At 56.2% G+C, this 17,748-nt stretch carries 10 protein-coding genes; 8 read left to right on the forward strand and 2 right to left on the reverse strand.

Going from position 1 to position 17,748, the window contains the following annotated elements; translation table 11 throughout:
- Window positions 1–187: 187 nt before the first annotated feature.
- From pepA to HV340_RS20505, 5 genes are all read left to right on the forward strand, one after another.
- Window positions 188–1,699: a leucyl aminopeptidase gene (gene pepA, locus HV340_RS20485; protein ID WP_014171826.1), complete on the forward strand. Its 1,512-nt coding sequence runs from the start codon at window positions 188–190 to the stop codon at window positions 1,697–1,699.
- Between the two features lie 111 nt (window positions 1,700–1,810).
- Window positions 1,811–2,254, forward strand: coding sequence for a DNA polymerase III subunit chi (holC, locus tag HV340_RS20490; RefSeq protein WP_008502815.1), 444 nt, complete (start codon window positions 1,811–1,813; stop codon window positions 2,252–2,254).
- A complete protein-coding gene (locus HV340_RS20495; protein WP_181216201.1) occupies window positions 2,254–5,109 on the forward strand; it encodes a valine--tRNA ligase in 2,856 nt (951 codons plus the stop codon). Before holC ends, HV340_RS20495 begins: the two co-directional genes overlap by 1 nt.
- A gap of 123 nt (window positions 5,110–5,232) precedes the next feature.
- A complete protein-coding gene (locus HV340_RS20500) occupies window positions 5,233–5,736 on the forward strand; it encodes a GNAT family N-acetyltransferase (protein ID WP_020883521.1) in 504 nt (167 codons plus the stop codon).
- Window positions 5,737–5,819: 83 nt separating this feature from the next.
- Window positions 5,820–6,839, forward strand: coding sequence for an NAD(P)-dependent alcohol dehydrogenase (locus tag HV340_RS20505; protein ID WP_020883520.1), 1,020 nt, complete (start codon window positions 5,820–5,822; stop codon window positions 6,837–6,839).
- A gap of 81 nt (window positions 6,840–6,920) precedes the next feature.
- Here the strand turns inward: HV340_RS20505 and HV340_RS20510 are convergent, their stop codons facing one another.
- Window positions 6,921–8,567: a dihydroxyacetone kinase subunit DhaK gene (locus tag HV340_RS20510; protein WP_050737333.1), complete on the reverse strand. Its 1,647-nt coding sequence runs from the start codon at window positions 8,565–8,567 to the stop codon at window positions 6,921–6,923.
- A 137-nt stretch (window positions 8,568–8,704) separates the two neighbouring features.
- Between HV340_RS20510 and HV340_RS20515 the strand changes: the two genes are divergently transcribed.
- The gene (locus HV340_RS20515; RefSeq protein ID WP_181216202.1) at window positions 8,705–10,207 is read left to right on the forward strand and encodes a helicase HerA-like C-terminal domain-containing protein; all 1,503 of its coding nucleotides are present in this window, start codon (window positions 8,705–8,707) and stop codon (window positions 10,205–10,207) included.
- Here the strand turns inward: HV340_RS20515 and HV340_RS20520 are convergent.
- Window positions 10,187–11,128 carry a TIGR01212 family radical SAM protein gene (locus tag HV340_RS20520; protein ID WP_106504349.1) on the reverse strand — a complete coding sequence of 314 codons (942 nt, stop codon included), beginning with the start codon at window positions 11,126–11,128 and terminating at the stop codon, window positions 10,187–10,189. The genes HV340_RS20515 and HV340_RS20520 overlap by 21 nt on opposite strands.
- Before the next feature lie 682 nt (window positions 11,129–11,810).
- Between HV340_RS20520 and gltB the strand changes: the two genes are divergently transcribed.
- Together gltB and HV340_RS20530 are read left to right on the forward strand one after the other, a co-directional pair.
- On the forward strand, window positions 11,811–16,271 hold the full coding sequence (gene gltB, locus HV340_RS20525; protein ID WP_032679060.1) for a glutamate synthase large subunit: 4,461 nt from the start codon (window positions 11,811–11,813) through the stop codon (window positions 16,269–16,271).
- Between the two features lie 9 nt (window positions 16,272–16,280).
- On the forward strand, window positions 16,281–17,699 hold the full coding sequence (locus HV340_RS20530) for a glutamate synthase small subunit (protein WP_014171835.1): 1,419 nt from the start codon (window positions 16,281–16,283) through the stop codon (window positions 17,697–17,699).
- Window positions 17,700–17,748: the final 49 nt, after the last annotated feature.

Below are 17,748 nucleotides of genomic sequence, written 5' to 3' on the forward strand. Positions count from 1 at the left end.
GTCGTCGAAATCATCGCTAAGATTAAAACATCCGGCGGATTCACGCTTCAGGACTTTTTCTGACGTGTCGAAACCGTAGTAACGTAAGATTAACACGAAGTCACCACAACAGCGGACATGAGTTACGAAAGGTTTCAATTCTATCTGTAGCAGCCGCTGTTGTCTTTAAGATTCAGGAGCGTAGTGCATGGAGTTCAGTGTAAAAAGCGGTAGCCCGGAGAAACAGCGGAGTGCCTGCATCGTTGTGGGCGTCTTTGAACCACGCCGACTCTCCCCGATCGCCGAGCAACTCGATAAGATCAGTGATGGCTACATCAGCGCCCTGCTGCGCCGTGGCGAACTGGAAGGCAAACCTGGGCAGACGCTGTTACTGCACCATGTTCCAAACGTACTGTCTGAACGTATTCTGCTGATTGGCTGCGGTAAAGAGCGCGAGCTGGATGAACGTCAGTATAAGCAGGTTATTCAGAAAACGATTAATACGCTGAATGATACCGGCTCAATGGAAGCCGTTTGCTTCCTGACCGAGCTGCACGTCAAAGGCCGTAACACCTACTGGAAAGTGCGTCAGGCGGTCGAAACGGCAAAAGAGAGCCTGTACAGCTTCGACCAGCTGAAAACCAACAAAAGCGAGCCACGTCGTCCGCTGCGTAAGATGGTCTTTAACGTACCGACCCGTCGCGAGCTGACCAGTGGTGAACGCGCTATCCAGCACGGTCTGGCGATTGCTGCCGGGATTAAAGCCGCAAAAGATCTGGGCAATATGCCGCCTAACATCTGCAACGCAGCGTATCTGGCCTCTCAGGCACGTCAGCTGGCTGACGCCTACAGTAAGAATGTCATCACCCGCGTCATCGGCGAACAGCAGATGAAAGAGCTGGGAATGCACTCCTATCTGGCAGTCGGCAACGGCTCCCAGAATGAGTCGCTGATGTCGGTTATCGAGTACAAAGGTAACCCGTCTGAAGATGCGCGTCCGATTGTGCTGGTTGGTAAGGGTCTGACCTTCGATTCCGGCGGTATCTCCATCAAGCCTGCCGAAGGCATGGACGAGATGAAGTACGACATGTGTGGTGCAGCAGCAGTGTATGGCGTGATGCGTATGGTGGCAGAACTTCAGTTGCCGATTAACGTCATTGGCGTGCTGGCGGGCTGTGAAAACATGCCTGGCGGTCGTGCGTACCGTCCGGGTGATGTTCTGACGACCATGTCCGGCCAGACCGTTGAAGTGCTGAACACCGACGCCGAGGGCCGTCTGGTGCTGTGCGACGTGCTGACCTACGTTGAGCGCTTCGAGCCTGAAGCGGTCATTGACGTGGCCACGCTGACCGGTGCCTGTGTGATTGCGCTGGGCCATCACATCACAGGGCTGATGTCGAACCACAATCCTCTGGCGCACGAGCTGATTGGCGCGTCCGAACAGGCCGGCGACCGCGCATGGCGTCTGCCGCTGGGTGACGAGTACCAGGAACAGCTGGAGTCTAATTTCGCCGATATGGCGAACATCGGCGGTCGTCCTGGCGGGGCAATTACTGCGGGCTGCTTCCTGGCGCGCTTTACCCGTAAGTACAACTGGGCGCATCTGGATATCGCAGGTACCGCCTGGCGTTCCGGTAAGGCCAAAGGCGCAACCGGTCGTCCGGTCGCGTTACTGTCGCAGTTCCTGCTCAATCGTGCGGGTTTTAACGGCGAAGAGTAATTGCCGTCAGATGCCCGGTAGCGCTACGCTTACCGGGCCTACGGAAAGATGCCGTTTGTAGGCCGGGTCAGCCCGGCCTTGCATTTAAATCCACAACAAGAAGCCCCATATATGAAGAATGCAACGTTCTACCTTCTGGACAACGACACCCATCAGGACGGCCTCAGCGCAGTTGAACAGCTGGTGTGTGAAATTGCCGCAGAACGTTGGCGCGCAGGTAAACGCGTTCTGATTGCCTGCGAAGATGAGCAGCAGGCCATCCGCCTTGACGAAGCACTCTGGGCACGCCCGCCGGAGAGTTTTGTTCCGCATAATCTGTCTGGCGAAGGCCCTCGTGGCGGCGCACCGGTAGAGATTGCCTGGCCGCAAAAGCGCAACAGCAGCGCGCGCGATATTCTGATTAGCCTGCGGATAGATTTTGCAGATTTTGCCACCGCTTTCACAGAAGTGGTAGACTTTGTCCCTTACGAAGAATCTTTGAAACAACTGGCGCGCGAACGCTATAAAGCGTACCGCCTGGCTGGTTTTAACCTGAATACGGCAACCTGGAAATAATGGAAAAGACATATAACCCACGCGATATCGAACAGCCGCTTTACGAGCACTGGGAACAGCAGGGCTATTTCAAGCCTAACGGCGATGAAAGCAAAGAGTCCTTCTGCATCATGATCCCACCGCCGAACGTCACCGGCAGTTTGCATATGGGTCATGCCTTCCAGCAGACCATCATGGATACCATGATCCGCTACCAGCGCATGCAGGGCAAAAACACCCTGTGGCAGGCGGGGACTGACCACGCGGGTATCGCGACCCAGATGGTGGTTGAGCGTAAAATTGCCGCTGAAGAAGGTAAAACCCGCCACGACTACGGTCGCGACGCGTTCATCGATAAAATCTGGCAGTGGAAAGCAGAATCCGGCGGTACCATCACCCGTCAGATGCGCCGTCTTGGCAACTCCGTGGACTGGGAGCGCGAGCGCTTCACCATGGACGAAGGCCTTTCCAACGCCGTTAAAGAAGTGTTTGTCCGTCTGTACAAAGAAGACCTGATTTACCGTGGCAAGCGCCTGGTAAACTGGGACCCTAAACTGCGCACCGCTATCTCCGACCTGGAAGTGGAAAACCGTGAGTCTAAAGGCTCCATGTGGCATATCCGCTATCCGCTGGCCGACGGCGCTAAAACGGCAGACGGTAAAGATTATCTGGTGGTAGCGACCACCCGTCCGGAAACCCTGCTGGGCGATACCGGCGTGGCCGTTAACCCGGAAGATCCGCGTTATAAAGATCTGATTGGTAAATTCGTGGTGCTGCCGCTGGTTAACCGCCGCATTCCCGTTGTGGGCGATGAACACGCCGACATGGAAAAAGGCACCGGCTGTGTGAAAATCACCCCGGCACACGACTTCAACGACTACGAAGTGGGTCGTCGTCACGCCCTGCCAATGATCAACATTCTGACGTTCGACGGTGATATCCGTGAAAGCGCGGAAGTGTATGACACCAAAGGTAACGAATCCGACGTTTACTCCAGCGACATTCCGGCTGAATTCCAGAAAATGGAACGTTTTGCCGCGCGTAAAGCGATTGTCGCTGCAGTGGATGCACTCGGCCTGCTGGAAGAGATCAAACCTCACGATCTGACCGTGCCGTACGGTGACCGTGGGGGTGTTGTTATCGAGCCAATGCTGACCGACCAGTGGTACGTGCGCGCCGACGTGCTGGCGAAACCGGCTGTTGAAGCGGTTGAGAACGGCGACATCCAGTTCGTGCCGAAGCAGTATGAAAACATGTACTTCTCCTGGATGCGTGATATTCAGGACTGGTGTATCTCCCGTCAGCTGTGGTGGGGCCACCGTATCCCGGCCTGGTACGACAGCGAAGGCAACGTCTATGTTGGCCGCAGCGAAGATGAAGTTCGTCAGGAGAACAACCTGAGTGCCGATGTTGCCCTGCGTCAGGACGAAGACGTACTGGACACCTGGTTCTCCTCCGCACTGTGGACCTTCTCCACGCTGGGCTGGCCGGAGAACACCAACGCGCTGCGTCAGTTCCACCCAACCAGCGTGATGGTGTCCGGCTTCGACATCATCTTCTTCTGGATCGCCCGCATGATCATGATGACCATGCACTTCATCAAAGATGAAAACGGCAAGCCACAGGTTCCGTTCCATACCGTCTACATGACCGGTCTGATTCGTGACGACGAAGGCCAGAAGATGTCCAAGTCCAAGGGTAACGTTATCGACCCGCTGGACATGGTTGACGGTATCTCCCTCGAAGAGCTGCTGGAAAAACGTACCGGCAACATGATGCAACCGCAGCTGGCAGAGAAGATCCGCAAGCGTACTGAGAAACAGTTCCCGAATGGGATCGAACCACACGGTACTGATGCCCTGCGTTTCACTCTGGCGGCACTGGCTTCAACCGGTCGTGACATCAACTGGGACATGAAGCGCCTGGAAGGTTACCGTAACTTCTGTAACAAGCTGTGGAACGCCAGCCGCTTCGTGCTGATGAACACCGAAGATCAGGATTGCGGCTTCAACGGCGGCGAGATGACCCTGTCTCTGGCCGATCGCTGGATCCTGGCAGAGTTCAACCAGACGGTAAAAGCCTTCCGCGAAGCGCTGGACAGCTACCGCTTCGATATCGCGGCGGGCATTCTGTATGAATTCACCTGGAACCAGTTCTGTGACTGGTACCTGGAGCTGGCAAAACCGGTAATGAACGGCGGTTCTGAAGCGGAACTGCGCGGTACGCGCAACACGCTGATTACCGTTCTCGAAGGTCTGCTGCGTCTGGCGCACCCGATTATTCCATTCATCACCGAAACCATCTGGCAGCGTGTGAAAGTGATTGCCGGCATCAACGCCGACACCATCATGCTGCAGCCGTTCCCGGAATTCGATGCAGCGAAGGTCGATGAAGCGGCGTCAGCCGATACCGAATGGCTGAAACAGGCGATCGTGGCGGTACGTAATATCCGTGCCGAAATGAACATCGCCCCGGGCAAACCTCTGGAGCTGCTGCTGCGCGGTTGCAGTGAGGCTGCTGTTCGCCGTGTCACCGAGAACAACACCTTCCTGAAAACCATGGCGCGTCTGGAAAGCATCACCGTGCTGCCTGCGGATGACAAAGGTCCGGTATCCGTGACCAAAATCATCGACGGCGCCGAACTGCTGATCCCGATGGCAGGTCTTATCGACAAAGACGCTGAGTTGGCTCGTCTGGCAAAAGAAGTGGCTAAGGTCGATGTGGAAATTGGCAAAATCGAAAGCAAACTGGCGAACGAAGGCTTTGTTGCCCGTGCGCCGGAAGCGGTTATCGCGAAAGAGCGTGAGCGTCTGGTTGCCTTCGCCGATGCTAAGACCAAACTGATCGAGCAGCAGGCGGTTATTGCAGCTCTGTAATGCTTTTACCCCTTACGCTTCAGGGCGTAAGGGGTATCCTTCCTGAAAACTCCTCGCTTGCGCTCCCTTTACTGCGGTGCTATTAACAGCAGTTGTATGTCAATTTTTGTAATGAGTAAGACTATGAGCGTGATTACCCCCGTCGCGACGACGATGCGTCGGATCACTGAGCAGGACAACCCGGCTATTGCCGCCGTTATCCGAACGGTTTCCGCTGAGTATGGCCTGACCGCCGACAAAGGCTATACCGTTGCCGACCCGAATCTGGATGAGCTGTTTCAGCTGTACAGCCAGCCGGGCTACGCCTATTGGGTTATTGAGCAGAACGGTCAGGTGGTGGGCGGCGGTGGCGTGGCGCCTTTAAGCTGCAGCGAGCCGGATATCTGCGAACTGCAAAAAATGTATTTCCTGCCGTCGGTACGCGGGCAAGGGCTGGCGAAAAAGCTGGCGCTTATCGCCCTTGAACATGCGCGTACTCAGGGTTTTAAACGCTGTTACCTGGAAACAACCGCCTTCCTCAAAGAGGCCATTGGCCTGTATGAACATCTGGGCTTTACGCATATTGATGCGCCGCTGGGCTGTACCGGCCACGTCGATTGCGAAGTCAGGATGCTGAAAACTCTGTAAAGGGCATTCCTGCCCTCTTCTGTTAAGCGACTGTAAACTGAATGCTCTACACTCTCAGTTCACACCATAACGGGGGAAACACGATGTCGAAGATAAAAAGCTACGCCGCACCGCAGGCGGGTGCAGAACTTGAGCTGTACGAATACGATGCGGGCGACCTAAAAGCAGAAGACGTCGAAGTGCAGGTTGATTACTGCGGGATCTGCCACTCCGATCTCTCCATGATCGACAATGAATGGGGCTTCTCACAGTATCCACTGATTGCTGGCCACGAAGTCATTGGCCGCGTTGTGGCGCTCGGTAGCGCCGCACAGGACAAAGGGCTGAAGGTCGGCCAGCGCGTGGGTATTGGCTGGACGGCGCGCAGCTGTGGTCACTGCGATGCCTGTATCAGCGGTAACCAAATCAACTGCCTCGAAGGCGCAGTCCCTACCATTCTGAACAAAGGCGGTTTCGCCGATAAACTGCGTGCCGACTGGCAATGGGTTATTCCCCTGCCGGACAGCATTGATATCGAATCTGCCGGTCCGCTGCTGTGCGGCGGTATCACCGTATTCAAACCGCTGCTGATGCATCATGTCACCGCCACCAGCCGTGTGGGTGTCATCGGGATTGGTGGTCTGGGCCATATCGCAATCAAACTGCTGCACGCGATGGGCTGTGAAGTCACGGCGTTTAGCTCGAACCCGGCCAAAGAGAAAGAAGTGCTGGCGATGGGGGCGGATAAGGTAGTCAACAGCCGCGATCCGCAAGCGCTTAAATCGCTGGCAGGTCAGTTTGATCTGATCATCAATACTGTTAACGTCGATCTCGACTGGCAACCGTACTTTGAAGCGCTGGCCCACGGCGGTAACTTCCACACCGTCGGTGCAGTGATGAAACCGCTGCCGGTGCCTGCGTTTACGCTGATCGGGGGGGATCGCAGCGTCTCCGGTTCCGCAACCGGTACGCCGTTCGAATTGCGCAAACTGATGAAGTTTGCCGGACGCACTAAAGTGGCGCCCACCACCGAACTGTATCCGATGTCTAAAATCAACGAAGCTATCCAGCATGTGCGTGACGGTAAAGCCCGTTATCGCGTGGTGTTGAAAGCGGATTTTTGATGTGAACGCGCGGGGTGCGTGCGGCCTGATTGCACGCATCTCCACCCTCTCCCGTCGGGAGAGGGTGGAATACTCAAAACGCTACCGTTTTGCTGCGGTCATTGCCTTGAACACCTCTGCCACCGCCACGGCCCCCGGGTCGGTCACACCCTCCAGGTTCTCTTTGTTGACATACGACGAACGTCCGGCACCCGCTTTCACCATATTCGCTGTCGCCTCAGCGCCCGCGTTCGCAGCCTGCGCAGCAGCCTGAAGGTCGCCTTTCTGCAATGCCTCCAGCGCCGGTTGCAGGGCATCGATCAAGGTGCGATCGCCAAGATCTGCCCCACCATACTGCTTCATCTGCGCCAGCCCGCTTAAGAGCGCTTCCGGCAACGGCTGACCGTCGTGCAACGTCTGCCCGGCAGCGGTAAAGAAGATCGACATCAGCACACCGCTTGAGCCCCCCATAACCGTTGCCAGCCGCTCGCCAACCAGCAGCAACAGCGTCGACACATCATTTAGCGGAAGCTGTTTCTTCTCCAGACGCTGCGCAATATCCCGCGCCCCTTGCGCAAAGGTAGAGCCCGTATCGCCATCACCCACTTTGGCATCCAGCGCATTGAGGCGGTTTTCCAGCTGGATCAGCGTCTGCGTGACCGTGGAGACGATCTCTGCGACCCGTGGATTGTCCGAGGCGGTATATTCCACGCGGTCATGGATCGCGCTATGTTCCTGCACGCGCAGCGGCGCAAACGCCACCGGCTTCTGCCAGCCCAACGTCTCCACCTCTTCATGGAGAGCTTTTTCGAACAGATCGTTAAGCTTCAGCAACGTCAGCGAAAAGCCTTTCATATCCAGGGCACTCACCAGCGGTGCCGGACCAATCAGATAAGCGATATTCTCTTTCAGCGCCGAGTGGGCCAGCTCTTTGGTGAGCAACGCCATCTCCAGCGCCGACACGCCGCCGAGGTTATTGATAAGCACCGCAAAACGCCCGTTACCGGCCTGCGCTTTGAGCGGCTCGACCAGCGTGTCGATAATGGCTTTGCTGTTTTGCGTATCGACAACCGAGGCACCAGGCTCGCCGTGGATCCCGAGCCCCAGCTCCACGTGCCCCTGCCTGATCCGCCCCTCTTCATCATCACTGCCCGGCAGGTTACAGGTTTGCATTGCCACGCCCAGGCTCCAGAGATTATCGCAAGCCTGTTGCGCGATATCGCGCACCTCGGTCAGTGATTTGCCGTGCTCTGCCGCATAGCCCGCGATTTTATGAACCAGTGCCGTACCGGCGATACCGCGCGGCTGCTTGTTATCCGGCAGGGCAATATCATCGGCGACAATGACCATCTCGACCTTCAGGCCATAACGCTTGGCTTTTTCTGCCGCCAGGCCGAAATTAAGCCGGTCGCCGGTGTAATTTTTCACGATCAGCAGACAACCCCGATCGCCCGTTACCGCCACAATAGCGTTCAGCACCGCATCAACGCTCGGCGAAGCAAAAAGATCCCCGCACACCGCTGCCGTGAGCATCCCTTTGCCGACAAACCCGGCGTGTGCAGGTTCGTGACCAGAGCCACCGCCTGAAATAACCGCCACCCGGCTTTTATCCCAGTCGCTGCGCGCCACCACCCGAATGGCCGGGTCGATATCAAGTTTGACGAGATTAGCGTGTGGTGCCGAAATCAGTATGCCTTCGATGGCGTCATTGACCAGCTGTTTGCGATCGTTAAAGAAGAATCTGGACATAGTTTTCCAAAATTTTGTGAACCGTATGCAAAAGCATAGTCCGCGCTGGATAATGCGCCGCAAAGTCAGCAATTTACTCAGCCATTTTGCCGTCAGGTTGCCTATACTCGACCGAGGACTAAGAGAGGAAGCGCATTATGAGTACACCATTGTTAATTGCCCGCACGCTGGACAAAGAGCTGTTTTTACTGCCCGCGATGGCCAACCGTCACGGTCTCATCACCGGGGCCACCGGGACGGGGAAAACCGTGACCCTGCAGAAACTGGCAGAGTCGCTTTCAGAGATCGGCGTACCGGTCTTTATGGCCGATGTAAAAGGCGATTTAACCGGTGTGGCTCAGGAAGGCACTCCGTCCGAAAAACTGCTCGACCGACTCAAAAATATCGGCATCACGGACTGGACACCGCACAACAATCCGGTCGTGTTATGGGATATCTTTGGTGAGAAAGGTCACCCGGTACGTGCAACCGTCTCCGATCTCGGTCCGCTGCTGCTGGCTCGTCTGCTCAACCTCAACGACGTGCAGTCCGGTGTACTGAACATCATCTTCCGTATTGCCGACGACCAGGGTCTGCTGCTGCTTGATTTCAAAGATCTGCGGGCCATTACCCAGTACATCGGTGATAACGCCAAATCGTTCCAGAACCAGTACGGTAATATCAGCAGCGCCTCAGTCGGTGCCATCCAGCGCGGGTTACTGACCCTGGAGCAACAGGGTGCCGAACATTTCTTTGGCGAGCCGATGCTGGATATCAAGGACTGGATGCGCACCGACAGCAACGGGAAAGGCATCATCAATATTCTGAGCTCAGAGAAGCTTTACCAGATGCCGAAGCTCTACGCCGCCAGCCTGCTGTGGATGCTCTCTGAACTGTACGAGCAGTTACCTGAAGCCGGCGATCTCGACAAACCCAAGCTGGTCTTCTTCTTCGACGAGGCGCACCTGCTGTTTAACGATGCGCCACAGGTTCTGCTGGATAAGATTGAACAGGTGATCCGCCTGATCCGCTCTAAAGGCGTCGGCGTCTGGTTTGTTTCGCAAAACCAGTCCGATATTCCTGACAACGTGCTGGGACAGCTCGGCAACCGCGTACAGCATGCCCTGCGCGCCTTTACACCGAAAGATCAGAAGGCCGTCAAAGCCGCCGCACAAACCATGCGAGCGAACCCGGCATTTGATACCGAAGCGGCCATCCAGGCGTTGGGCACCGGTGAAGCGCTTATCTCTTTCCTGGATGCAAAAGGCAGCCCGTCCGTTGTGGAACGCGCAATGGTGATTGCCCCTTGCTCCCGGATGGGACCCGTGACGGACGATGAACGCAACGGCCTGATTAACCGCTCCCCGCTGTATGGTAAGTATGAGGACGACGTGGATCGCGAGTCGGCATTCGAGATGCTGCAAAAAGGGGTACAGGCCACCACCGAATCCCAGGACGCGCCTACCGCCAAAGGCCAGTCTGTTGCCGTGGACGACGGCATCCTGGGCGGGCTTAAGGATATCCTGTTTGGTACAACCGGACCACGCGGCGGCAAACGCGATGGCGTCGTGCAGACCATGGCGAAAAGTGCAGCGCGTCAGGTCACGAATCAGATTGTACGCGGCATGCTGGGGAGCCTGTTAGGCGGTCGCCGCCGGTAAGCGGGGAACCCAGGGGCGACCAAGCGCCGATCCCTGTACGCCGTGCTCTTGCAGATAACGGTCGATTTCCACCATCCCCGTCCAGCGGTTCTCACACCAGAGCGGTGCAAGAAGCGTTGGACGGCGGGCGCTGGCGGAGATGCGGTGGTAGACAATCTCCGGCGGGGTGTGCCGAATCATCTCCCCCGCCGTCATCGTATACGCATCAAGCTCAATACCGGTTAAGCGCCCGGCTTCCCAGGCTTTGGCCATGATACTGCCCTTTACGATGTGCAGTGGATGCAGCTTAATTCCGTCTACACCGGTTTCGACCACCTTTTCCAGTGTCTCAAGACCGTGCTGCTGCCCTTCGCCTGGCAGGCCGACAATCAGGTGCGAGCACACCTTTAGCCCACGCTCACGCGCGAGACGTGTGGTGCGCTGGTAACAGGCGAAGTCATGTCCACGGTTGATGCGGTGCAGAGTTTTGTCGTGCGCACTTTGCAGGCCCAGCTCCAGCCAGATCTCATACCCCTGCTCCTTGTACTCGCTGAGCAGGTCCAGTACCGCTTCCGGCACGCAGTCCGGGCGGGTGCCCACACACAGCCCTACGATACTGGCCTGGCTTACCGCCTGCTGATACATGGAACGCAAGACCTGTACTTCCGCCCATGTGCTGGTGTAGGCCTGGAAATAGGCCAGATACTGTTTCGCACGGTTGACCAGACTCGCCTGATGGGACAGCTGTTCGACGATGGAACGATGCTGCTGCGCTTCGTCAGCAAAAGACGCCACATTACAGAAAGTACAGCCACCGCGCCCGATCGTCCCGTCACGGTTCGGGCAGCTAAAACCGCCATGCAGCGTCAGCTTGTGAACCTTTTGCCCATAACGCTGCAAAAGATCCCCACCAAACATATTGACTAATTTCTGTAACTGCATAATCTGATAGACCGTCCCAAAGAAAGGGGACAAGCCTGCCATTTTTAGCCTCTGTCGGCGATGACCTGGATCAATCGCCCTGGACGGCCTTTATCTCTATGAATAAATACTCAGGATTACTGCAATTTCATTCACGCCAGTTGTGATTACTTTTCCTTATGTTCTGATTGTTTTTTTCACTTATAGCGTCAGCACTGAAAAACAGTGACTTTATGCGGGTTTGCATTTCATCGTAGAGAATTATTCTGCTAAAAAACGGCTATTCAGCACGCTACATCGATAATACCGCTTTCATATAGTGAGTCAGATCACACTCCGCTGCGTCTCACCACAGCTTACAAACGTTGTAAATAGAGTTGAATTTCTTTTATATACAAATAGTTAACAGCTCTTTAGCACATTTTTGTATAAATAAGATTGCCATTTGACCTGTGTACCAATTCCCGATAAGTTGGAAATCCGCTGGAAGCTTTCTGGATGAGCAGCCTGCTCATCATATTTATGCAGTAATTGAGATTCCCTCTGAAGCAAGTCCTCAAACTTGTTTACCTGCGCGAAAGGATGAAAAAGAGGGCGAATGCGAGGTACGCGTATGAAACGCAAACCCCGTCGCCATGCTCTTTCTGTGCCTGTGCGCCACGGTTCAGTGGGAAGCCCGACGAGCCTGGGGAGGTTCACTGATATGTTGTACGATAAATCCCTTGAGAAGGATAACTGTGGTTTCGGCCTGATCGCCCACATAGAAGGCGAACCTAGCCACAAGGTAGTGCGTACTGCTATTCACGCACTGGCCCGCATGCAGCACCGTGGTGCCATCCTTGCTGATGGTAAAACCGGCGACGGTTGCGGTCTGCTGCTGCAAAAACCGGATCGTTTCTTCCGTATCGTTGCGGAAGAGCGCGGCTGGCGTTTAGCCAAAAACTACGCTGTCGGTATGCTGTTCCTGAATCAGGATCCTGAAAAAGCTGCCGCCTCACGCCGCATCGTCGAAGAAGAACTTCAACGTGAAACCCTGTCTATTGTTGGCTGGCGCGATGTGCCAACCAACGAAGGGGTACTCGGCGAAATCGCCCTCTCCTCGCTGCCTCGAATTGAACAGATTTTTGTTAATGCCCCTGCGGGCTGGCGTCCGCGTGATATGGAACGCCGTCTGTTTATCGCCCGTCGTCGCATTGAAAAACGTCTCCAGGACGACAAGGAGTTCTACGTCTGTAGCCTCTCTAACCTGGTGAACATCTATAAAGGTCTGTGTATGCCGGCTGACCTGCCGCGCTTCTACCTGGACCTGGCGGACCTGCGTCTGGAATCGGCCATCTGCCTCTTCCACCAGCGCTTCTCCACCAACACCGTCCCTCGCTGGCCGCTGGCACAGCCGTTCCGCTACCTGGCGCACAACGGCGAGATCAATACCATTACCGGTAACCGCCAGTGGGCGCGTGCTCGTACCTATAAGTTCCAGACGCCACTGATCCCTGACCTGCACGATGCCGCGCCGTTCGTTAACGAAACTGGCTCTGACTCCAGCTCCATGGATAACATGCTGGAGCTGCTGCTGGCAGGCGGTATGGATATCGTGCGCGCCATGCGTCTGCTCGTGCCACCGGCATGGCAGAACAACCCGGATATGGATCCAGAGCTGCGTGCGTTCTTCGACTTTAACTCCATGCACATGGAGCCGTGGGATGGCCCGGCGGGCATCGTTATGTCCGACGGTCGCTTTGCTGCCTGTAACCTGGACCGTAACGGTCTGCGTCCGGCACGCTACGTCATCACCAAAGATAAGCTCATCACCTGCGCCTCTGAAGTCGGTATCTGGGATTACCAGCCTGACGAAGTGGTTGAGAAAGGCCGCGTTGGCCCGGGCGAGCTGATGGTTATCGACACCCGCGGTGGGCGCATTCTGCACTCTGCTGAAACCGATAACGATCTGAAGAGCCGCCATCCGTACAAAGAGTGGATGGAGAAAAACGTTCGTCGCCTGGTGCCATTCGAAGATCTGCCGGATGAAGAAGTGGGCAGTCGTGAGCTGGACGACGATACGCTCGCCAGCTTCCAGAAACAGTTTAACTACAGCGCCGAAGAGCTGGATTCCGTGATCCGCGTACTCGGTGAAAATGGCCAGGAAGCGGTCGGCTCCATGGGTGACGATACCCCGTTTGCCGTGCTCTCCAGCCAGCCACGCATCATTTATGATTACTTCCGTCAGCAGTTTGCGCAGGTGACCAACCCGCCAATCGATCCGCTGCGTGAAGCACACGTGATGTCACTGGCCACCAGCATCGGTCGCGAGATGAACGTCTTCTGCGAAGCTGAAGGCCAGGCGCACCGCCTGACCTTTAAATCGCCGATCCTGCTGTACTCTGATTTCAAACAGCTCACCACCCTGAAAGAGGATCACTACCGCGCCGACACGCTCGATATCACTTTCGACGTGACCGAAGCGACCCTCGAAGAGACGGTGAACGCGCTGTGTGACAAAGCGGAACAGATGGTGCGTAACGGTACCGTTCTGCTGGTGCTCTCTGACCGCAATATTGCGAAAAACCGTCTGCCGGTACCGGCCCCCATGGCGGTGGGTGCTATCCAGACGCGTCTGGTCGATAAGAGCCTGCGCTGCGACGCCAACATCATTGTTGAAACCGCCAGCGCCCGCGATCCGCACCACTTTGCCGTGCTGTTAGGCTTTGGTGCGACGGCTATTTACCCGTACCTGGCCTACGAAACGCTGGCGCGTCTCGTGGATACCCGTGCTATCGACAAAGATTACCGCACGGTGATGCTGAACTACCGTAACGGCATCAACAAAGGCCTGTACAAAATCATGTCCAAAATGGGCATCTCGACCATCGCCTCCTACCGCTGCTCGAAGCTGTTTGAAGCGGTCGGTCTGCATGACGACGTGGCGACACTTTGCTTCCAGGGCGTTATCAGCCGTATCGGCGGTGCTGGATTCGCTGACTTCCAGCAGGATCTGATGAACCTGTCGAAACGCGCCTGGCTGGCACGTAAGCCGCTGGATCAAGGTGGTCTGCTGAAGTATGTCCACGGCGGTGAATATCACGCTTATAACCCGGACGTGGTGCGTACGCTGCAACAGGCCGTTCAGAGCGGCGAGTACAGCGATTACCAGCAGTATGCTGAACTGGTGAACAGCCGTCCGGCGGCGACGCTGCGTGACCTGCTGGCGCTGAACCCGGGTGATGAAGCCGTCAGCATTGACGACGTTGAGCCTGCCACTGAACTGTTTAAACGCTTTGACACCGCGGCAATGTCCATCGGTGCGCTCAGCCCGGAAGCTCACGAAGCGCTGGCTGAAGCGATGAACAGCATCGGCGGCAATTCAAACTCCGGTGAAGGTGGTGAAGACCCTGCCCGTTATGGCACCAACAAAGTCTCACGTATCAAGCAGGTTGCATCCGGTCGCTTTGGCGTCACGCCAGCGTATCTGGTTAACGCCGACGTGATTCAGATTAAAGTCGCTCAGGGTGCAAAACCGGGCGAAGGCGGCCAGTTACCGGGTGATAAAGTCACGCCGTATATCGCCAAATTACGCTACTCCGTACCGGGTGTGACGCTGATTTCTCCGCCACCGCATCACGATATTTACTCTATCGAGGATCTGGCGCAGCTGATTTTCGACCTGAAACAGGTCAACCCGAAAGCGATGATCTCCGTGAAGCTGGTTTCCGAACCGGGCGTTGGCACCATCGCGACCGGTGTGGCAAAAGCCTATGCGGACCTGATCACCATCGCCGGTTATGACGGTGGTACCGGGGCAAGCCCACTCTCCTCCGTGAAATACGCGGGCTGTCCGTGGGAGCTTGGCCTGGTGGAAACCCAGCAGGCGCTGGTGGCTAACGGTCTGCGTCATAAGATCCGTCTGCAGGTGGATGGCGGCCTGAAAACCGGCCTCGACATCATCAAGGCGGCGATTCTGGGTGCGGAAAGCTTTGGTTTCGGCACGGGCCCTATGGTCGCGCTCGGCTGTAAATACCTGCGTATTTGCCACCTGAACAACTGTGCTACCGGTGTTGCAACCCAGGACGAGAAGCTGCGTAAGAACCATTACCACGGCCTGCCGTTCAAAGTGACGAACTACTTTGATTTCATCGCCCGCGAAACCCGTGAGCTGATGGCACAGCTGGGCGTGAAACGCCTGGTGGATCTGATTGGCCGTACCGACCTGCTCAAAGAGCTGGAAGGTTTCACAGCCAAACAGCAGAAGCTGGAGCTGTCTAAGTTGCTGGAAACTGCCGAGCCACATCCTGGCAAAGCGGTCTACTGCACCGAGAATAACCCGCCGTTCGACAATGGCGTGCTGAACGCGCAGCTGCTGCAGCAAGCGAAGCCGTACGTGGATGACAAGCAAAGCAAAACGTTCTGGTTTGATATTCGCAACACTGATCGTTCTGTCGGTGCATCGCTTTCCGGTTACATCGCGCAAACGCACGGTGACCAGGGCCTGGCGGCCGACCCGATTACCGCGCACTTCAGCGGTACCGCGGGTCAGAGCTTCGGCGTGTGGAACGCCGGCGGCGTTGAACTGTATCTGACCGGTGATGCCAACGACTATGTCGGTAAAGGCATGGCGGGTGGTCTGCTGGCGGTGCGTCCGCCGGTCGGTTCAGCCTTCCGTAGCTGCGATGCCAGCATCATCGGTAACACCTGTCTGTACGGCGCGACCGGTGGTCGTCTGTTTGCAGCGGGTCGTGCAGGTGAACGTTTTGCCGTACGTAACTCCGGTGCCATCACCGTGGTTGAAGGTATCGGTGATAACGGTTGTGAATACATGACGGGCGGGATTGTGTGCGTCCTGGGTAAAACCGGCGTGAACTTTGGCGCAGGCATGACGGGCGGTTTTGCTTATGTCCTGGATGAAGACGGTGAGTTCCGCAAACGCGTGAACCCTGAACTGGTGGAAGTGCTGGATGTTGAAACGCTGGCTATCCACGAAGAACACCTGCGCGGTCTGATTACCGAACACGTGCAGCATACCGGTTCTTCGCGCGGCGAAGAGATCCTGGCCAACTGGCCGGCGTTCTCTGCGAAATTCGCGCTGGTTAAACCGAAGTCCAGCGATGTTAAAGCCCTGTTGGGTCACCGTAGTCGTAGCGCAGCAGAGCTGCGTGTGCAGGCGCAGTAAGGAATTCAGATGAGCCAGAACGTATACCAGTTTATCGACCTGCAGCGTGTTGATCCGCCAAAGAAACCGCTGAAGATCCGTAAAATTGAATTTGTAGAAATCTATGAGCCGTTTTCAGAAGGCCAGGCCAAAGCGCAGGCAGACCGCTGCCTGTCCTGCGGTAACCCTTACTGCGAATGGAAATGTCCGGTCCATAACTACATCCCGAACTGGCTGAAACTGGCCAACGAAGGACGTATTTTTGAAGCTGCCGAGCTGTCTCACCAGACAAACACCCTGCCGGAAGTGTGCGGCCGCGTGTGTCCTCAGGATCGTCTGTGTGAAGGTTCCTGTACGCTGAACGACGAATTTGGCGCGGTGACCATCGGTAATATCGAACGCTATATCAACGATAAAGCCTTCGAAATGGGCTGGCGTCCGGATATGACCGGCGTGAAGCAAACCGACAAGCGTGTGGCGATCATCGGTGCGGGCCCGGCGGGCCTGGCCTGTGCGGACGTACTGACCCGTAACGGCGTGAAGGCGGTGGTCTTTGACCGCCATCCGGAAATCGGCGGTCTGCTGACCTTCGGTATTCCGGCCTTTAAGCTGGAAAAAGAGGTCATGACCCGCCGCCGTGAAATCTTCACCGGTATGGGCATTGAGTTCAAACTGAACGTGGAAGTCGGTCGCGACGTGCAGCTCGACGACCTGCTGAAGGATTACGACGCCGTCTTCCTGGGCGTGGGAACCTATCAGTCCATGCGCGGTGGTCTGGAGAACGAAGATGCGCCGGGCGTATTCGACGCACTGCCGTTCCTGATTGCCAATACCAAACAGATCATGGGCTATGGCGAAACCGCCGATGAGCCGTATGTCAGCATGGAAGGCAAACGCGTGGTGGTGCTGGGCGGGGGTGATACCGCGATGGACTGCGTGCGTACCTCCATTCGCCAGAATGCGGCACACGTGATCTGCGCCTATCGTCGTGACGAAGAGAACATGCCGGGCTCTAAACGCGAAGTGAAAAACGCGCGTGAAGAGGGCGTGGAATTCCAGTTCAACATCCAGCCTCTGGGTATTGAAGTGAATGCCAACGGCAAAGTGAGCGGCGTGAAAATGGCGCGCACTGAGATGGGTGCGCCGGATGCGAAAGGTCGTCGTCGCGCAGAGATCGTGGCAGGCTCCGAGCATGTTATCCCGGCCGATGCCGTAGTAATGGCGTTCGGTTTCCGTCCTCACAGCATGGAGTGGCTGGCGAAGCACAGCGTAGAGCTGGACTCTCAGGGTCGTGTTATTGCGCCGGAAGGCAACGAAAACGCGTTCCAGACCAGCAACCCGAAAATCTTTGCTGGCGGTGATATCGTTCGCGGTTCCGACCTGGTCGTTACCGCGATTGCCGAAGGCCGTAAAGCCGCTGACGGTATTCTGAACTACCTGGAAGTGTAAAAAATAAGCCGGATGGCAAATACCATCCGGCTTTTTTTATGCGGTTAAC

The organism is Enterobacter sp. RHBSTW-00975 (genome assembly GCF_013615235.1).
Taxonomy (GTDB): Bacteria; Pseudomonadota; Gammaproteobacteria; order Enterobacterales; family Enterobacteriaceae; genus Enterobacter; species Enterobacter ludwigii.